Origin of the sequence: Thauera sp. SWB20, from assembly GCF_000831325.1 — a bacterium.
In the GTDB taxonomy this organism is placed as follows: domain Bacteria; phylum Pseudomonadota; class Gammaproteobacteria; order Burkholderiales; family Rhodocyclaceae; genus Thauera; species Thauera aminoaromatica.
This window is the reverse complement of record NZ_JTDM01000015.1, coordinates 26,187-41,106: the sequence shown is the minus strand read 5'-3', so window position 1 is coordinate 41,106 and position 14,920 is coordinate 26,187. Positions and strand designations below refer to the sequence as shown.

Here is a 14,920-nt window from a genome sequence, read left to right as displayed (position 1 = left end):
CACCTCGAGCGCAGCGGCGACGCTGACCTGGGAAGAGCTTGCGGACGACGGCAGCGTGCGCCGCTGCAGTGCGCGCTGGCGTTCCGAGAGCGGCCAGGCGCCACCGCGCCGGGTGGTGATCGCCGACGACACCACCAAGGCCGATGCGGCCTGGCGCCTGGCCTGCGAGGGCAGCGCCCTGCTGTGGCGCGGCGACTACCACAACGCCCGCCAGCTGCTGCAGGCGATGGCGCGCCGCGCCGACGCGCGCGCGCGGAAACCGGGCAGGGCGGCCAAGCCGGGCAAGGCGCCGGCCACGCCCGCCGAGGCCTTCCACCTCCACCGCATGGCGCAGGCGCAGCGCGCGCGCGCCCTGGGCATGCTGCTGATCCCCTTCGAGGCCGGCGTGCGCATTCCGCTGCGGCGCGCGCCCGAGGTCGCCGAAGTCGTCGCCGAGGCGGTCGCCGGCACAGCGGATGCGGACCTCGCTGCGGCACCCTTCGTGATGTCGCTGCGCGAGCTGCTCGGCCTCGTCGGCGCGCACGAGTGGCGGCGCAAGGGCGTCGCCATCCCTGCGCTCGGCGAGCGCATCCACCCCTGGTACGGCGTTTATTCGCCGATCCGCGGCGAATACCTGGACCTGATCGCGCGCGCGCCGCTGCCCGCGACCACGCTCGCCTTCGACATCGGTACCGGCACCGGCGTCATCGCCGCGCTGCTCGCGCGCCGCGGGGTGGCGCGCGTGGTGGCCACCGACGTGTCGCCGCGTGCGCTGGGTTGCGCGCAGCAGAACCTCGCGCGCCTCGGGTTGCTGGCCGGGGCCGCGGCGGAGGAGGGCGCCCCGGGCACAACCTCCTGCACGATCCCGGGCGCCGCTGCGCCCGAACTTCAGGTTTCCGCCGGCCGCGTGCAGTTGCTCCAGGCCGATCTCTTCCCGCCCGGCCGCGCGCCGCTGGTGGTGTGCAACCCGCCCTGGGTGCCGGCCAAGCCGAGCTCGGCGATCGAGTACGCGGTCTACGACCCCGACAGCCGCATGCTGCGCGGCTTCCTCGCCGGCCTGGCGGAACACGTGGAGGAAGGTGGCGAGGGCTGGCTGATCCTGTCGGACCTCGCCGAACACCTCGGCCTGCGCAGTCGCGCCGAGCTTCTCGGCTGGATCGAGGCCGCGGGACTGCGCGTCCTCGGACGCGAGGACATCCGTCCGCGCCACGGCAAGGCGGCCGATGCGGACGATCCGCTGCATGCGGCGCGCGCGGCGGAAACGACCTCGCTCTGGCGCCTGGCTCCGCGCTGAGGCGTGGCGCCGCCGGGCCCGACGGCGCCGCGGTGCCGCCTACTGCCGCGGCACCAGCCGGATCACCTTCTTCTCCAGGTGCTTCGCCGGCGGCGGCACCGAGAGCTGCCGCCGGCGTTCGAGTTCGCGCCACCAGCCGCGCAGGCCGAGCAGCACGGCGAGGATGCTCGCGTAGAGCAGCGGACGCCCGATGTCCGCCTTCACCAGCCACCAGAAGTGCACCACGGCGAAGATCGCGATCGCATAGACAGAGCGGTGCAGCGACTGCCAGCGGCGCCCGCCGAGGCGTCGGATCGCGAAGCTGTTCGAGGTCGCGGCGAGCGGAATGAGCAGCACGAAGGCGGCGAAGCCCACGGTGATGAAGGGGCGGTCGAGGATGTCGAGGGCGATCGCGTTCCAGTCGAAGAACTGGTCCAGCCACAGATAGATCGCGAAGTGCCCGAGCGCGTACGCGAACGCGAAGAGGCCGAGCATGCGGCGCAGGCGCAGCAGCCAGTGCAGGCCGCTGAAGCGGCGCAGCGGCGTTACGGCGAGTGTGATCAGCAGCAGGCGCAGCGTCCATTCCCCGCTCGCGCGCGTGATCGTCTCGATCGGGTTGGCGCCGAGCGCGTTCGCCTGCCAGCCGAGCGCAAGGTTCACTGCGGGCAGCAGGCAGAGGGCGAACACGATCGCCTTGAAGGCGACGATCGTGCCCGCGGAGGGGCTTCTGAGGGAAAGATTCATCGTTGCGGTCGGCGGGATGCAGTGCTCAGTAGAACTTCTTCAGGTCCATGCCCTGGTACAGGCTCGCGACCTGCTCCGCATAGCCGTTGAACATCTGCGTCGGGCGCTTGCGCAGCTCGCCGATGCGGCGCTCGGTAGCCTGGCTCCAGCGCGGATGGCGCACCTCGGGGTTCACGTTGGAGTAGAACCCGTACTCCTGCGGCGCGAACTTGTTCCACGCGGTCGCCGGCTCCTTCTCGGTCAGGCGGATGGTGACGATCGACTTGGCGCTCTTGAAGCCGTATTTCCACGGCACCACCAGGCGCAGCGGCGCGCCGTTCTGCTTGGGCAGCGCCTCGCCGTACACGCCTACCGCGAGCAGGGTCAGCGGGTGCAAGGCCTCGTCCAGGCGCAGGCCCTCGGTGTAGGGCCAGTCGAGCACGTCGCGGATCATGATCTTCGGATCGTAGTGGGTGACGAACTCGACGTACTTGGCGCTGCCCAGGGGCTCGACCTCCTTCAGCAGCGCGGCGAGCGGGAAGCCCACCCAGGGCACCACCATGGACCAGCCTTCGACGCAGCGCAGGCGGTAGATGCGTTCTTCCAGCGGTGCCAGGCGCAGCAGCTCGTCGATGTCGAAGCGGCGCGGCTTGCCGACCAGGCCCTCCACACGCACCGTCCACGGGCGCACCTCCATCTTGTGGGCGTTGCGCGCCGGATCGGCCTTGTCGGTGCCGAACTCGTAGAAGTTGTTGTAGCCGGTGACCGCGTCGCGCTCGCTGAGCGGTTCGGTCGTGCTCAGTGCCGAGGGCACGGTCTGCAGCCGGGTCGATGCGCGCGCGGCGCCGGGCAGGCCGTGCCACAGCGCCGCGCCCGCCACCAGCCCGGTGCCGCTGCGCGCGAGGAAGTTGCGACGGCGCTCGAACAGGCTGCGCGGGGTGATTTCGGAGGGCGGGACGTCGGCGGGCTTGTGGATCAGCATGATTGCGGACTCGTCTGGAACGGAGGATTCGGTGGTGCGCGGCGGGCGGCAGTGTACGAACAGACGCGCGCCGCGCCGATCGGTTCATCCCATCCGGCCTATAGTCTGCATTGCGTCCAGCCATGCTCGCCTTTCCGCTAGAATCAGGCATCCCAGCAAAGATCCGAGAAAGAGCCTCGCATGTCCGCCTCCATCAAACTCCACATCGACGACGTCCGCATCCAGGAGATCAAGGAGCTCGTGCCGCCCGCGCACGTGCTGCGTGAATACCCTGCCACGCCGAAGGCGGCCGAGGTTGCCTACGAGGCGCGCCAGGCGATCCATCGCATCCTGTACGGCGCCGACGATCGTCTGCTGGTGGTGATCGGCCCGTGCTCGATCCACGATGCCAAGGCGGCGCTGGAGTATGCGCACAAGCTCAAGGCCGAGGCCGAGCGCGTCAAGGACGACCTGCTGATCGTGATGCGGGTGTATTTCGAGAAGCCGCGCACCACCGTGGGCTGGAAGGGCCTGATCAACGATCCCGGGCTGGACAACAGCTTCCGCATCAACGACGGCGTGCGTCTGGCACGCAAGCTGCTGTGGGAGGTGAACGAGATCGGCCTGCCCGCCGGCACCGAGTTCCTCGACATGATCACCCCGCAGTACATCGCCGACCTGATCGCCTGGGGCGCGATCGGCGCGCGCACCACCGAGAGCCAGGTGCACCGCGAGCTCGCCTCCGGCCTGTCCTGCCCGGTAGGCTTCAAGAACGGCACCGACGGCAACCTGCGCATCGCCGCCGACGCGATCAAGGCCGCGCAGGCGCCGCACCACTTCCTGTCGGTGACCAAGGCCGGGCACTCGGCGATCGTGTCGACCCGCGGCAACGAGGATTGCCACGCCATCCTGCGCGGCGGCAAGGAGCCCAACTTCGACGCCGACAGCGTCGAGGCCGCCAGCCGCGAGCTCGCCGCGGCCGGAGTGTGCAACAAGGTCATGGTCGACTTCTCCCACGGCAACAGCCGCAAGCAGCACCGCCTGCAGATCGAGGTGGCGAAGAACGTCGCCGCCCAGCTTGCCGCCGGTGACGACCGCATCATGGGCGTGATGGTCGAGTCGCACCTCAAGGAAGGCCGCCAGGACCTCGTCCCGGGCAAGGAGCTCGAGTACGGCAAGAGCGTCACCGACGCCTGCATCGGCTGGGAAGACAGCATCGACGTGCTCGACATCCTCGCCGAGGGTGTGCGCCAGCGCCGCGTCAAGCGCGCCGCCGAGTTCTGAGCGCGGGCGCCGTTCGCTCGGCCTGCCCCCGGCGGGTCCGTCCGCCCCTGGCGCCTCACTCCCGACTCCTCACGCGCGCGGGCGCATGCGCAAGATCATCCACTGCGATTGCGACTGCTTCTACGCGTCGGTCGAGATGCGCGACGACCCCACGCTGCGCGGCAGGCCGGTCGCGGTGGGCGGGCGCGCCGAGACGCGCGGCGTCATCGCAACCTGCAACTACGAGGCGCGCGCCTTCGGCGTGCATTCGGCGATGCCCACCGCGCGTGCGCTGCAGCTGTGCCCGCAGCTCGTCCTGCTGGCGCCCGACTTCGAGCGCTACCGCGAGGCCTCGCGCCGCATCCTGGCGATCTACCACGACTACACGGCGCTGGTGGAGCCGCTCTCGCTCGACGAGGCCTACCTCGACGTGACCGGGGTCGAGCGCTGCCGCGGCTCGGCCTCGCTGATGGCGCAGGAGATCCGCGCGCGCATCCGCGCCGAGGTCGGCATCACCGCGTCGGCGGGCATCGCCCCCAACAAGTTCATCGCCAAGGTGGCGAGCGACTGGAACAAGCCCGACGGCCAGTTCGTGGTGCGGCCGCAGGACGTCGACGCCTTCGTCGCCGCGTTGCCGGTGAAGAAGATCTTCGGCGTCGGCAAGGTCACCGCGGCCAGGCTCGCCCGCCTGGGCGCGCACACCTGCGCCGACCTGCGCGCCTGGAGCGTGGCGGAGCTCACACGCGAGTTCGGCAGCTTCGGCGCCAGCCTGCACCGCCTGTGCCGCGGCATCGACGAGCGCCCGGTGCAGCCCGACCGCGTGCGCAAGTCGCTTTCGGTCGAGACCACCTACACGCCCGACCTGCACGACCTCGCCGCCTGCCGAGCGGGCTTGCTGGCGCTGCTGGAAGACTTCCTCCGCCGCTTCGAGCGCGCGCGCGATCGCCCGCCGGTGCACAAGGCCTTCGTCAAGGTGCGCTTTTCCGACTTCAGCCGCACCACCGCCGAGTGCATCGCCAGCGCGCCCGACCAGGCCACCTGGCTGCGCCTGCTCGACGAGGCGCATGCGCGCAAGGCGCTGCCGGTGCGCCTGCTCGGCGTCGGCGTGCGCTTCGCCGAGGACGAGGGCGGCGAGCGGCCGGCGCAGATCCCGCTATTCGATCCCGAATCCGATCCCAACCCCGATCCCGCGCGCGCAGCGGCGGAACCCCACTGACGCGGAGCCTGCGATGCCCGACCTCGAAACCAGCGCGGCCGCGGCCGAACCCCCGCCCGCGCCGCAGCCGCCTGCGGTCGCCGGCGAGCAGCCGGTGGGCATCGGCGCGCTCTACCGCGCGCTGTGGGAGCACGCCGCAGGCGCGCGCCAGTTGCTTCTCTACGCCTTCCTGCTGCTGCTCGCGTCTCAGCTCTTCAAGCTCGCCGTGCCCTGGCTGGCGGGCAACGCGATCAACCACATCCAGTCCGGCGGGCTGGAGGGCATGAGCGAGGCCGGGCGCTGGCTCGGCATGGTGTTCGCGGCCATCGTCGCGAGCTGGCTGCTGCACGGGCCGGGGCGCATTCTCGAACGCAACGTGGCGCTCAAGGTGCGTGAGCGCCTGTCGGCGCTGCTCGTGGGGCGCCTGCTCGCCGCGCCGCTGGCCTGGCACGAGCGCCACCACTCCGGCGAGACCACCCACCGCATGCAGCAGAGCACGCACGCGCTCTACGACTTCGCGCAGAGCCAGTTCATCTACCTGCAGAACACCGTGCGCCTGGTGGGGCCGATCGTGGCGCTGTGGCTGATCTCGCCGCTGGTGGGTGCGGTGGCCCTGGTCGGCTACGGCCTCATCGGCCTGCTCATCACCCGCTTCGACCGCGTGATGATGCGCGTGGCGGTGGAGGAGAACCGCGCCGAGCGCGCCTACTCCGCGACCCTGGTCGATGTGCTCGGCAACGTGCTGTCGGTGCTCGCGCTGCGCCGCGGCGAGGGCGTGGCGCGGCTGATCGGCGAGCGCCTGGCGGCGGTGTTCGGGCCGCTGAAGAAGAGCATCGTGCTCAACGAGGCCAAGTGGTGCGCGGTGGATCTGCTCGCGAGCGCGCTGTGGTGCGTGCTGGTCGGAGTGTATGCGGCCGAGGCCGCGGGTGTGTTCGGCTTCGGCGCGGCCGCGGGCGGGGCTGCGGCGGCGGCCGGCACGATCGCGCTCGGCAAGGTCTTCATGGTGTACGAGTACTCGCAGCAGGCCGGCGGGGTGATCACCGCGATCGCGGCGCACTTCCAGTCGCTCGCGCGCCAGCGTGCCGACTACGCCGCAGCCGAGCCGCTGTTGTCCGCCGCGCCGGCGCCGCGTCCGGCCGACGGCGAGGACATCGCCGCCTCGGGCTGGCGCACGCTGAGCCTGGAGGGCGTGTGCTTCGCCCATGGCGACGGGCGCGCGAGCGCGCTCGAGCTCGACCGCCTGGCGCTCGTGCGCGGCCGCCGCTATGCCCTGGTCGGCCCGAGCGGCGCGGGCAAGACCACCCTGCTGCGCCTGCTCGCCGGGCTGGACGCGCCCACGGCGGGTGTCCTGTCGATCGACGGCGAGGCGGTGCCCGCAGCCGCCACCGCGGCGGTCGTCGGCGAGCGCGTTCCCAGCGCTGGCGGCTTGCCGAGCGACGCCGGGGGGCTGGCGGCGATGCCGGCGCGTCTGCGCCATCTCGCCACCCTGATCCCGCAGCAGGCCGAGATGTTCGACGGCACGCTGGCCGAGAACCTGCTGCTCGGTGCCGGTCGCACGCCCGAGCGCATCGAGGCCGCGCTGCATGCGGCGTGCGCAGACTCCGTGGTCGAGGGCCTGGCGCAGGGGCTGGACACGCGGGTGGTGGAGGGGGGCGCGAACTGGTCCGGCGGGCAGCGCCAGCGCCTCGCGCTCGCCCGTGGCGTGCTCGCCGCCGCAGGCACCAGCCTGCTGCTGCTCGACGAACCCACCAGCAGCCTGGACCCGGAGACCGAGGCGCGCGTCTACCAGCGCCTGTTCGCGCATTTCCCGGACGCGGCGCTGGTGTCCTCGGTGCACCGCCTGCACCTGCTCGATCGTTTCGACGAGGTCATCCTGATGCGCGCCGGCCGCATCGAGGCGGTCGGCCGCGCCTGGGAGCTGGCGCAGAGCTCGGCCTTGTTCCGCGAACTCCTCGCCGCCCAGGCGGTGAGCGGAGAGGAGGCGTCGCAGGGGTGAAGCCGGGGAGCGGCACGCGCTGCACCCCGTCCGGGCGCGCCGGCATGAGCGACGCCCGTCGCGATCGGGCGCTTCCGGGGCGGAGGCGCGGATTCCAAGCGCCGCAATCGCGACTCGCGTCGCTCCTACGAGAAACGACGTGGCTGCGGGAGGCGGCCCTCAGGCATTCTTCCGCTTCTGCCAAAGCACGTCGCCGCGGCCGCCGGCGCGGTTGAGCACGCGGCCGAGCACGAAGAGGAGGTCGGAGAGGCGGTTGAGGTACTGGCGCGGGGCGTCATTCACAGACTCCTCGAGTGCCAGCGCCACCAGCGCGCGCTCGGCGCGGCGGCACACCGTGCGGGCGTGGTGGGCGTAGGCGGCGGCGCGGGTGCCGCCGGGCAGGATGAAGTCCTTGAGCGGCTCGAGCGGTTCGTTGAAGCGGTCGAGCTCTTCTTCAAGGTGTGTCACCTGCTTGCCGGTGATCATGCTCATGCCCGGGATGCACACCTCGCCGCCGAGGTCGAAGAGGTCGTGCTGCACGTTGGTCAGCAGCACGCGCACGTCCTCGGGCAGCTCCTCGCACAGCAGCAGGCCGATGATGGCGTTGGTCTCGTCGACCTCGCCCAGGGCGTGGATGCGCAGGCTGTTCTTGGAGACGCGCTTGCCGTCGCCCAGGCCGGTGGTGCCGGCGTCGCCGGTGCGGGTGTAGATCTTGGAGAGCCGATTGCCCATGTTGTCCTCGTGTCCGGGGTGGTTGTCGTAACGCATAATTATAGGCGTCACGGGCGGAAATTGACTTCGATCGCAGCGCGTCATACGATGCATTACGTTGTGTAATACAGGAGGCCGGCCCCATGACCCTGTCGATCCGTCTCGATCCCGAGCTCGAGTCCGAACTCGCGCGTGCCGCCGCGCAGACCGGCCGCAGCAAGAGCGAGCTGGTCAAGGCCAGCCTGCGCGAATACCTCGCCCGGCTTGCGCCGCGCAAGACGCCCTACGAGCTCGGCAAGGACCTGTTCGGCGATCCGTCCGCCACGGCGGCGACGCTCGATCTCACCAGCAAGGACCGCGTCCGTAGCACCATCGTGGAGCGGCTGCGTGCTGAGAACGATCGCTGACTCCGGGCCGCTGATCGCGCTGTTCGAGCCCGCCGAGTGCAACCACGTACGCGTGCGCCGCTTCATCGAGAACTACGAGGGGGCGCTGCTGACCACCTGGCCGGTGCTGACCGAAGTCGGTCATATGCTCGGTCATTCGGTCGATCGCCAGCTCGCCTTCCTGCAATGGGTGGAGCGTGGTGGCGTGGAGGTGACGACCCCCGGCGCGGGCGCCGTCTCGCTGATCCGCCAGCTCTCCGAAAAATACCGCGACCTGCCGATGGATATCGCCGACGGGTCGCTGATCGTGCTCGCGCTCGAAAGTGGGGTGCGCGACATCCTGACACTCGACCGGGACTTCGACGTCTATCGTCTCCCCGATCGCTCCCGATTCAACAACGTCCTGGCCACGACCTGACATGAAATCCGCCGAAATCCGCGACGCCTTCCTCAAGTTCTTCGAATCCAAGGGCCACCAGATCGTGGCCTCCAGCTCGCTCGTGCCGCACGAGGACCCGACGCTGCTGTTCACCAACGCCGGCATGAACCAGTTCAAGGACGTGTTCCTCGGCTTCGACAAGCGTGCCTACACCCGCGCCACCACCTCGCAGAAGTGCGTGCGCGCCGGCGGCAAGCACAACGACCTCGAGAACGTCGGCTACACCGCGCGCCACCACACCTTCTTCGAGATGCTCGGCAACTTCAGCTTCGGCGACTACTTCAAGCGCGACGCCATCGCCTACGCCTGGGAGCTGCTGACCGAGGTCTTCAAGCTGCCCAAGGACAGGCTCTGGGTCACGGTGTACGCCGAGGACGACGAGGCCTACGACATCTGGACGAAGGAGGTCGGCGTGCCGGCGGAGCGCGTGATCCGCATCGGCGACAACAAGGGCGCGCGCTACGCCTCGGACAACTTCTGGATGATGGGCGACACCGGCCCTTGCGGCCCGTGCACCGAGATCTTCTACGACCACGGCGACCACATCTGGGGCGGCCCCCCGGGATCGCCCGAGGAAGACGGCGACCGCTACATCGAGATCTGGAACAACGTGTTCATGCAGTTCAACCGCGACGAGCAGGGCGTGATGCATCCGCTGCCCAAGCCCTCGGTGGACACCGGCATGGGCCTGGAGCGCATCTCGGCGGTGCTGCAGCACGTGCACGCCAACTACGAGATCGACCTCTTCCAGGCGCTGATCAAGGCGGCCGCGCGCGAGACCTCCAGTGCCGACATGGACTCGCCCTCGCTGAAGGTGCTGGCCGACCACATCCGCGCCTGTTCCTTCCTGATCGCCGACGGCGTGATCCCGGGCAACGAGGGTCGCGGCTATGTGCTGCGCCGCATCATCCGCCGTGCCATCCGCCACGGCTACAAGCTCGGCGCGCGCGCCGCCTTCTTCCACAAGATGGTGCCGGACCTGGTTGCCGAGATGGGCAGCGCCTATCCCGAGCTCAAGGACGGCGAGCGCCGCATCATGGACGTGCTGCGTCAGGAGGAAGAGCGCTTCTTCGCCACCATCGAGAACGGCATGGCCATCGTCGAGGCCGAGCTCGCCGCGATGGAAGCGGCGGGCAAGAAGGTCTTCGACGGCGACACCGCCTTCAAGCTGCACGACACCTTCGGCTTCCCGCTCGACCTCACCGCCGACATCTGCCGCGAGCGTGAGGTCACCGTCGACGCGCTCGCCTTCGACGCCGCGATGGCGCGCCAGAAGGAGCAGGCGCGCGCCGCGGGCAAGTTCAAGATGGCGGCCAACCTGGAATACGACGGCCCCGAGACCACCTTCCACGGCTACACGCTGCTGGAAGAGAAGGGCAACATCCTCGCGCTGTACAAGGACGGCGTCCGGGTCAATGAGCTGCTCGAGGGCGAGATGGGTGTGGTCGTGCTCGACCACACCCCGTTCTATGCCGAGTCCGGCGGCCAGGTCGGCGACCGCGGCGAGCTGCGCGCCGCCGCCGGCATCTTCGGCGTGGAAGACACGCAGAAGATCCAGGCCGCGGTGTTCGGCCATCACGGCGTGGTGCGCACCGGCAAGCTGGCGGTCGGGCAGGGCGTGGTCGCGCGGGTGGACGTCGCCGCGCGCGCCGCCACCGCGCGCAACCACTCGGTCACCCACCTGATGCACAAGGCGCTGCGGGAAGTGCTTGGCGCCCACGTGCAGCAGAAGGGCTCGCTGGTCGATCCCGACAAGACCCGCTTCGACTTCGCCCACACCGCGCCGATGAGCGCCGAGGAGATCCGCGAGGTCGAGGAGATCGTCAACCGCGAGATCCTCGCCAACGCCGCCACGCAGGCCGAGGTGATGGCGCTGGAGGCGGCGCAGAAGTCGGGCGCGATGATGCTGTTCGGCGAGAAGTACGCCGACGAGGTGCGTGTGCTGTCGATCGGCACGTCGAAGGAGCTGTGCGGCGGCACCCACGTGGCGCGCACCGGCGACATCGGCCTGTTCAAGATCGTCGGAGAGGGCGGTGTCGCCGCCGGCATCCGCCGCGTCGAGGCGATCACCGGCGAGAACGCGCTGCGCTACGCCCAGGAGCAGGAGCGCCGCGTGCAGGGCATGTCGGCGCTGCTCAAGGTCCAGCCCGACGAGGTCGCCGAGCGCGTCGCCGGCATCCTCGACAACGTTCGTGCGCTGGAGAAGGAACTGGCCCGCCTCAAGAGCAAGCTCGCGGCCAGCCAGGGCGACGAGCTGGTGAGTCAGGCGGTCGAGATCAAAGGCATCAGGGTGCTCGCCGCCCTGCTCGAAGGCGCCGACGCGCCGACCCTGCGCGACACCATGGACAAGCTCAAGGATAAGCTCAAGTCGGCCGCGATCGTGCTCGCCGCGGTCGCCGACGGCAAGGTCAGCCTGATCGCGGGCGTCACCGCCGACCACACCGCCAAGGTCAAGGCTGGCGAGCTGGTCAACTTCGTCGCCCAGCAGGTCGGCGGCAAGGGCGGCGGCCGCCCCGACATGGCCCAGGCCGGCGGCACCCAGCCGGAGAACCTGGCGGCGGCGCTGGCGGGGGTGAAGGACTGGGTGGCCGGGAAGCTGTAAGCGCGATCTTCAGCGCGGCGAGCGCGAGCGGCGCGCGTTTGCGATCCGGCCTTGCATGCAGGACGACGCCCGGCGATTGCCGGGCGTCGTTTTTCGAGACGGGCTCCGGCGCAGGCGGTGCCGTCGGTGCAATGGAGAATCCCGCGAACGCTCGTTTGCAGGAAAAGATTAGCCAGACTAGACTAAACAAGTGTCTGAGGAGGCCTCCATGCAATCCGTAAATATGCTGCAGGCAAAGTCATCCTTGTCCCGCCTGGTGGAGGCGATCGAGTCCGGCCGGGAGCGCGAGATCGTCATCGCCCGCAACGGCCGTCCTGCCGCGCGGCTCGTTCCGATGGAGAGCGCGTCCGTGGGGCCGCGCATCGGGGTGGCCAAGGGCAGGTTCGAGGTGCCCGACGACATCGACGCCAGCAACGAGGACGTCGCCAGGCTGTTCCTCGCCGGAGGCTGATCTTGAATCTGCTTCTGGATACGCATGTCGCGCTGTGGGCCATCACCGACCACCCCAGGCTGCCGCAGGCCGCGCGCGATCTGATCCTGTCGCCCAAAACGACGGTATGGGTCAGCGTCGCAAGCGTCTGGGAGATCGCCATCAAGCATGCGCTCGGGCGTGGAGACATGCCGGTGTCCAGCCGGGATGCCGTGTGCTATTTCACCGCCTCGGGGTATCGCCTCCTGGCGATCGAGCCCGAGCACGTCGTGGCGGTCGAGACCTTGCCCGCGCATCATCAGGACCCTTTCGACCGTCTTCTGGTGGCACAAGCACTGGTCGAGCCGATGCGCCTGGTCACGCACGATCGTTTCGTGGCGCTCTACAGCGACACCATCATCAAGATCTGAATCTCCGGAGTCCGACATGCGCCGACTGCTTTCCCTCCTCGCCCTGCTTCCCCTTGCCGCTGCGATCGCAGCCGGGCCGCAGACCACGACCTTGCCCTCGGGCGTCACCGTCGAGATCTACCGCGTGGGCGAGACCGGCGCGCCGCCGACGCTGGCCGACGTGGTGCGGGTGCATTACCAGGGCACGCTCGCCGACGGCAAGGAGTTCGACAGCTCCTACGGCCGCGGCCGCCCGGCCGAGCTGCCGCTGGAGGCGCTGGTGCCGTGCTGGAAGGAAGTGCTGCAGCAGATGAGGCCGGGCGGCGCGGTGCGCATCGTATGTCCGCCGGAGACCGCCTACGGCAGTCGCGGCGTGCCCGGCCGCATCCCGCCCGACAGCACGCTGAACTTCGTGATCGAGCTGCTCGAGGTCAAGCGCTGAGGCGGTCGGTGCCGCGTCAGGCGGTGGGTGGGCGCTCGCCACCGGCCCCCCGCAGCGCGGCCAGCTCGGCGCGGATCGCGCGCAGTTCGGCGACCACCGCGTCGTGGTCCACGCCGACCAGCTCGCGGGTCTGCTCCTGCTCCTCGTGTTCGACCGCGCTCATCGAATCGACCACGATGGCGATGAAGAGGTTGAGCACGGCGAAGGTGGTGAGCAGGATGAAGAGGACGAAGAAGATCCACGCGTAGGGATAGGCCTCCATGACCGGGCGGGCGATGCCCATCGACCACGACTCCAGGGTCATGACCTGGAACAGGGTGTAGAAGGATTCGCCGATGCTTCCGAACCACTCCGGGAAGCTCGCGCCGAAGAGCTTGGTGCTCATCACCGCGGCGACGTAGAACACGAGCAGCAGCAGGGTGAGCACCGAGCTCATGCCGGGGATGGCGCGCAGCAGCGCATTGACGACCTTGCGCATCGAGGGCACCACCGACACCAGGCGCAGCGCGCGCAGGATGCGCAAGGAGCGCAGCACCTGCAGGCCTTCGCCGGTGGGGGCGAGGGTGATCGCGACGATGGTGAAGTCGAACACGTTCCAGCCGCTGCGGAAGAAGCGCAGGCGGTAGACGTAGAGCTTGAGCGCGAGCTCGACCACGAACACCGCGAGCGCGGCGCGGTCGAGCGCGAGCAGCAGTCCGCCCGCCTGTTGCATGGCGGTGGGCGAGGTCTCGAGGCCGAGGGTGATCGCGTTGATGACGATCACCATGACGATGAAGCGCTGGAAGGCGGCGGATTCGACGAGGCGTTGCAGGGTGACGGTCATGTCGGGTCGGGGGGAGGTAGGGGGGCGGTAGGGGTAGGGGATTCAGGGGGGGCGGCACCTGCTTTTCCGGCGGGATCGCGACTTGCGTCGCTCCTACCGTGCAGCCCGACATTTCGGGCTGGTTCTCGTGGGAGCGACGCAAGTCGCGATGGCGGGATGGGGGCGGCGACGCGGCGCCCGGCGCCCCCAACCCGCCCGCTGCGCGTCAGCCCGCGTTGATCCTGGCGGCTTCCTTCTCCTTGCGCGCCGTGTACCACAGGCTCGCGAACACCGAGCAGGCCAGGATGGTGGCGACCACCGACAACGAGACCAGCACCGGGATCTTCACCCACTCCACGATCAGCATCTTGGTGCCGATGAAGACCAGGATGGCCGCCAGTCCGTACTTGAGCAGCTCGAAGCGGTCGCCGAGGTCGGCGAGCAGGAAGTACATCGCGCGCAGGCCGAGGATGGCGAACAGGTTCGAGGTCAGCACGATGAAGGGGTCGGTGGTGATCGCGAAGATCGCCGGGATGCTGTCGACCGCGAAGATCACGTCGGAGATTTCGACCAGCACCAGGGCGAGAAAGAGTGGCGTCATCATGCGCACGCCGTCGCGCACGACGAAGAAGCGCTCGCCCTCGAGCTTCTCGGTGATCGGGTAGTGATTGCGGATCCAGCGGATGAGCGGGTTCTTGTCCAGGTCGGGGTCGTGCTCGGAGAACCACGCCATCTTGATGCCGGTGACGATCAGGAAGGCGCCGAAGACGTAAAGCAGCCAGTGGAACTCGCTGATCAGCCAGCTGCCTGCGAAGATCATGATCGTGCGCAGCACGATCGCGCCGACGATGCCGTACAGCAGCACGCGGCGCTGCAACTCGAGCGGCACCGCGAAGAAGCTGAAGATCATCATCCACACGAAGACGTTGTCGACCGCCAGCGACTTCTCGACCAGGTAGCCGGTGACGAAGGCGGTCGTCTGCTCGTTGGCGACCGCACGCCCGAGCGTGCCGTCGAGATACCACCACAGCCCGGCGGCGAACAGCATCGCCACGGTGACCCAGGCGAGCGACCAGCCTGCCGCCTCCTTCAACGACACCCGGTGTTGCTTGCCGCCACCGAAGGCGAACAAGTCGACAAGCAGCATCGTTCCCACGATGGCGGCAAAGGCCGCCCACATCCACCACGTTCCGATCGATTCCATCGCGCGCTCCGCAGAAAACAAAAAAGGTCTGTTCCCGACGGACACAGACCCTGGCGCGCTGCGATGCACGGACCTTGCCCATCGGGCAAGGTCTCGCTTGCAACGAACGAATGGATCCGTTCGTTGCCCCCGGCACCGGGAGACGG

The 14,920-nt window shown here is 69.4% G+C and carries 15 protein-coding genes; 10 read left to right on the top strand and 5 right to left on the bottom strand.

Features of this window, described 5'->3' with window-relative positions:
• Positions 1–22: 22 nt before the first annotated feature.
• Complete coding sequence (locus PO78_RS06280; protein WP_043742949.1) at positions 23–1,273, top strand: methyltransferase domain-containing protein; 1,251 nt, start codon at positions 23–25, stop codon at positions 1,271–1,273.
• A 39-nt stretch (positions 1,274–1,312) separates the two neighbouring features.
• On the opposite strand, the gene PO78_RS06275 is transcribed toward PO78_RS06280, so the two are convergent.
• Both PO78_RS06275 and msrP read right to left on the bottom strand, forming a co-directional pair.
• The gene (locus PO78_RS06275) at positions 1,313–1,996 is read right to left on the bottom strand and encodes a sulfite oxidase heme-binding subunit YedZ (protein WP_004325147.1); all 684 of its coding nucleotides are present in this window, start codon (positions 1,994–1,996) and stop codon (positions 1,313–1,315) included.
• A 25-nt stretch (positions 1,997–2,021) separates the two neighbouring features.
• A complete protein-coding gene (gene msrP / locus PO78_RS06270; protein ID WP_004325145.1) occupies positions 2,022–2,957 on the bottom strand; it encodes a protein-methionine-sulfoxide reductase catalytic subunit MsrP in 936 nt (311 codons plus the stop codon).
• 180 nt (positions 2,958–3,137) lie between these two features.
• On the opposite strand from msrP, the gene aroG reads away from it, so the two are divergent.
• The 3 genes from aroG to PO78_RS06255 all read left to right on the top strand — a co-directional run bounded on the left by aroG (position 3,138) and on the right by PO78_RS06255 (position 7,390).
• Complete coding sequence (gene aroG, locus PO78_RS06265) at positions 3,138–4,220, top strand: 3-deoxy-7-phosphoheptulonate synthase AroG (protein ID WP_004325143.1); 1,083 nt, start codon at positions 3,138–3,140, stop codon at positions 4,218–4,220.
• Between the two features lie 85 nt (positions 4,221–4,305).
• A complete protein-coding gene (gene dinB, locus PO78_RS06260) occupies positions 4,306–5,415 on the top strand; it encodes a DNA polymerase IV (RefSeq protein ID WP_004325141.1) in 1,110 nt (369 codons plus the stop codon).
• A 13-nt stretch (positions 5,416–5,428) separates the two neighbouring features.
• Positions 5,429–7,390 (top strand): ABC transporter ATP-binding protein, encoded by a 1,962-nt coding sequence (locus PO78_RS06255; protein ID WP_043742813.1) that lies wholly within the window; start codon positions 5,429–5,431, stop codon positions 7,388–7,390.
• 159 nt (positions 7,391–7,549) lie between these two features.
• Here PO78_RS06255 and PO78_RS06250 read toward each other — a convergent pair whose 3' ends face one another.
• Positions 7,550–8,101 carry a cob(I)yrinic acid a,c-diamide adenosyltransferase gene (locus tag PO78_RS06250; RefSeq protein WP_004324319.1) on the bottom strand — a complete coding sequence of 184 codons (552 nt, stop codon included), beginning with the start codon at positions 8,099–8,101 and terminating at the stop codon, positions 7,550–7,552.
• Between the two features lie 122 nt (positions 8,102–8,223).
• On the opposite strand from PO78_RS06250, the gene PO78_RS06245 reads away from it, so the two are divergent.
• From PO78_RS06245 to PO78_RS06220, 6 genes are all read left to right on the top strand, one after another.
• A complete protein-coding gene (locus PO78_RS06245) occupies positions 8,224–8,487 on the top strand; it encodes a ribbon-helix-helix protein, CopG family (protein WP_004324317.1) in 264 nt (87 codons plus the stop codon).
• Positions 8,468–8,884, top strand: a complete 417-nt coding sequence (locus PO78_RS06240) for a type II toxin-antitoxin system VapC family toxin (RefSeq protein WP_043742811.1) — start codon at positions 8,468–8,470, stop codon at positions 8,882–8,884. Before PO78_RS06245 ends, PO78_RS06240 begins: the two co-directional genes overlap by 20 nt.
• A gap of 1 nt (position 8,885) precedes the next feature.
• Positions 8,886–11,507 carry an alanine--tRNA ligase gene (gene alaS, locus PO78_RS06235; protein ID WP_043742809.1) on the top strand — a complete coding sequence of 874 codons (2,622 nt, stop codon included), beginning with the start codon at positions 8,886–8,888 and terminating at the stop codon, positions 11,505–11,507.
• A gap of 208 nt (positions 11,508–11,715) precedes the next feature.
• Positions 11,716–11,958: a type II toxin-antitoxin system Phd/YefM family antitoxin gene (locus PO78_RS06230; RefSeq protein ID WP_004324311.1), complete on the top strand. Its 243-nt coding sequence runs from the start codon at positions 11,716–11,718 to the stop codon at positions 11,956–11,958.
• Positions 11,959–11,960: 2 nt separating this feature from the next.
• Positions 11,961–12,347: a type II toxin-antitoxin system VapC family toxin gene (locus PO78_RS06225; RefSeq protein ID WP_004324309.1), complete on the top strand. Its 387-nt coding sequence runs from the start codon at positions 11,961–11,963 to the stop codon at positions 12,345–12,347.
• Between the two features lie 16 nt (positions 12,348–12,363).
• Positions 12,364–12,768 (top strand): FKBP-type peptidyl-prolyl cis-trans isomerase, encoded by a 405-nt coding sequence (locus PO78_RS06220; protein WP_043742807.1) that lies wholly within the window; start codon positions 12,364–12,366, stop codon positions 12,766–12,768.
• A 16-nt stretch (positions 12,769–12,784) separates the two neighbouring features.
• On the opposite strand, the gene PO78_RS06215 is transcribed toward PO78_RS06220, so the two are convergent.
• Both PO78_RS06215 and PO78_RS06210 read right to left on the bottom strand, forming a co-directional pair.
• Positions 12,785–13,591, bottom strand: a complete 807-nt coding sequence (locus PO78_RS06215; RefSeq protein WP_043742805.1) for an ion transporter — start codon at positions 13,589–13,591, stop codon at positions 12,785–12,787.
• Between the two features lie 205 nt (positions 13,592–13,796).
• Positions 13,797–14,774: a TerC family protein gene (locus tag PO78_RS06210; RefSeq protein WP_012585088.1), complete on the bottom strand. Its 978-nt coding sequence runs from the start codon at positions 14,772–14,774 to the stop codon at positions 13,797–13,799.
• Positions 14,775–14,920: the final 146 nt, after the last annotated feature.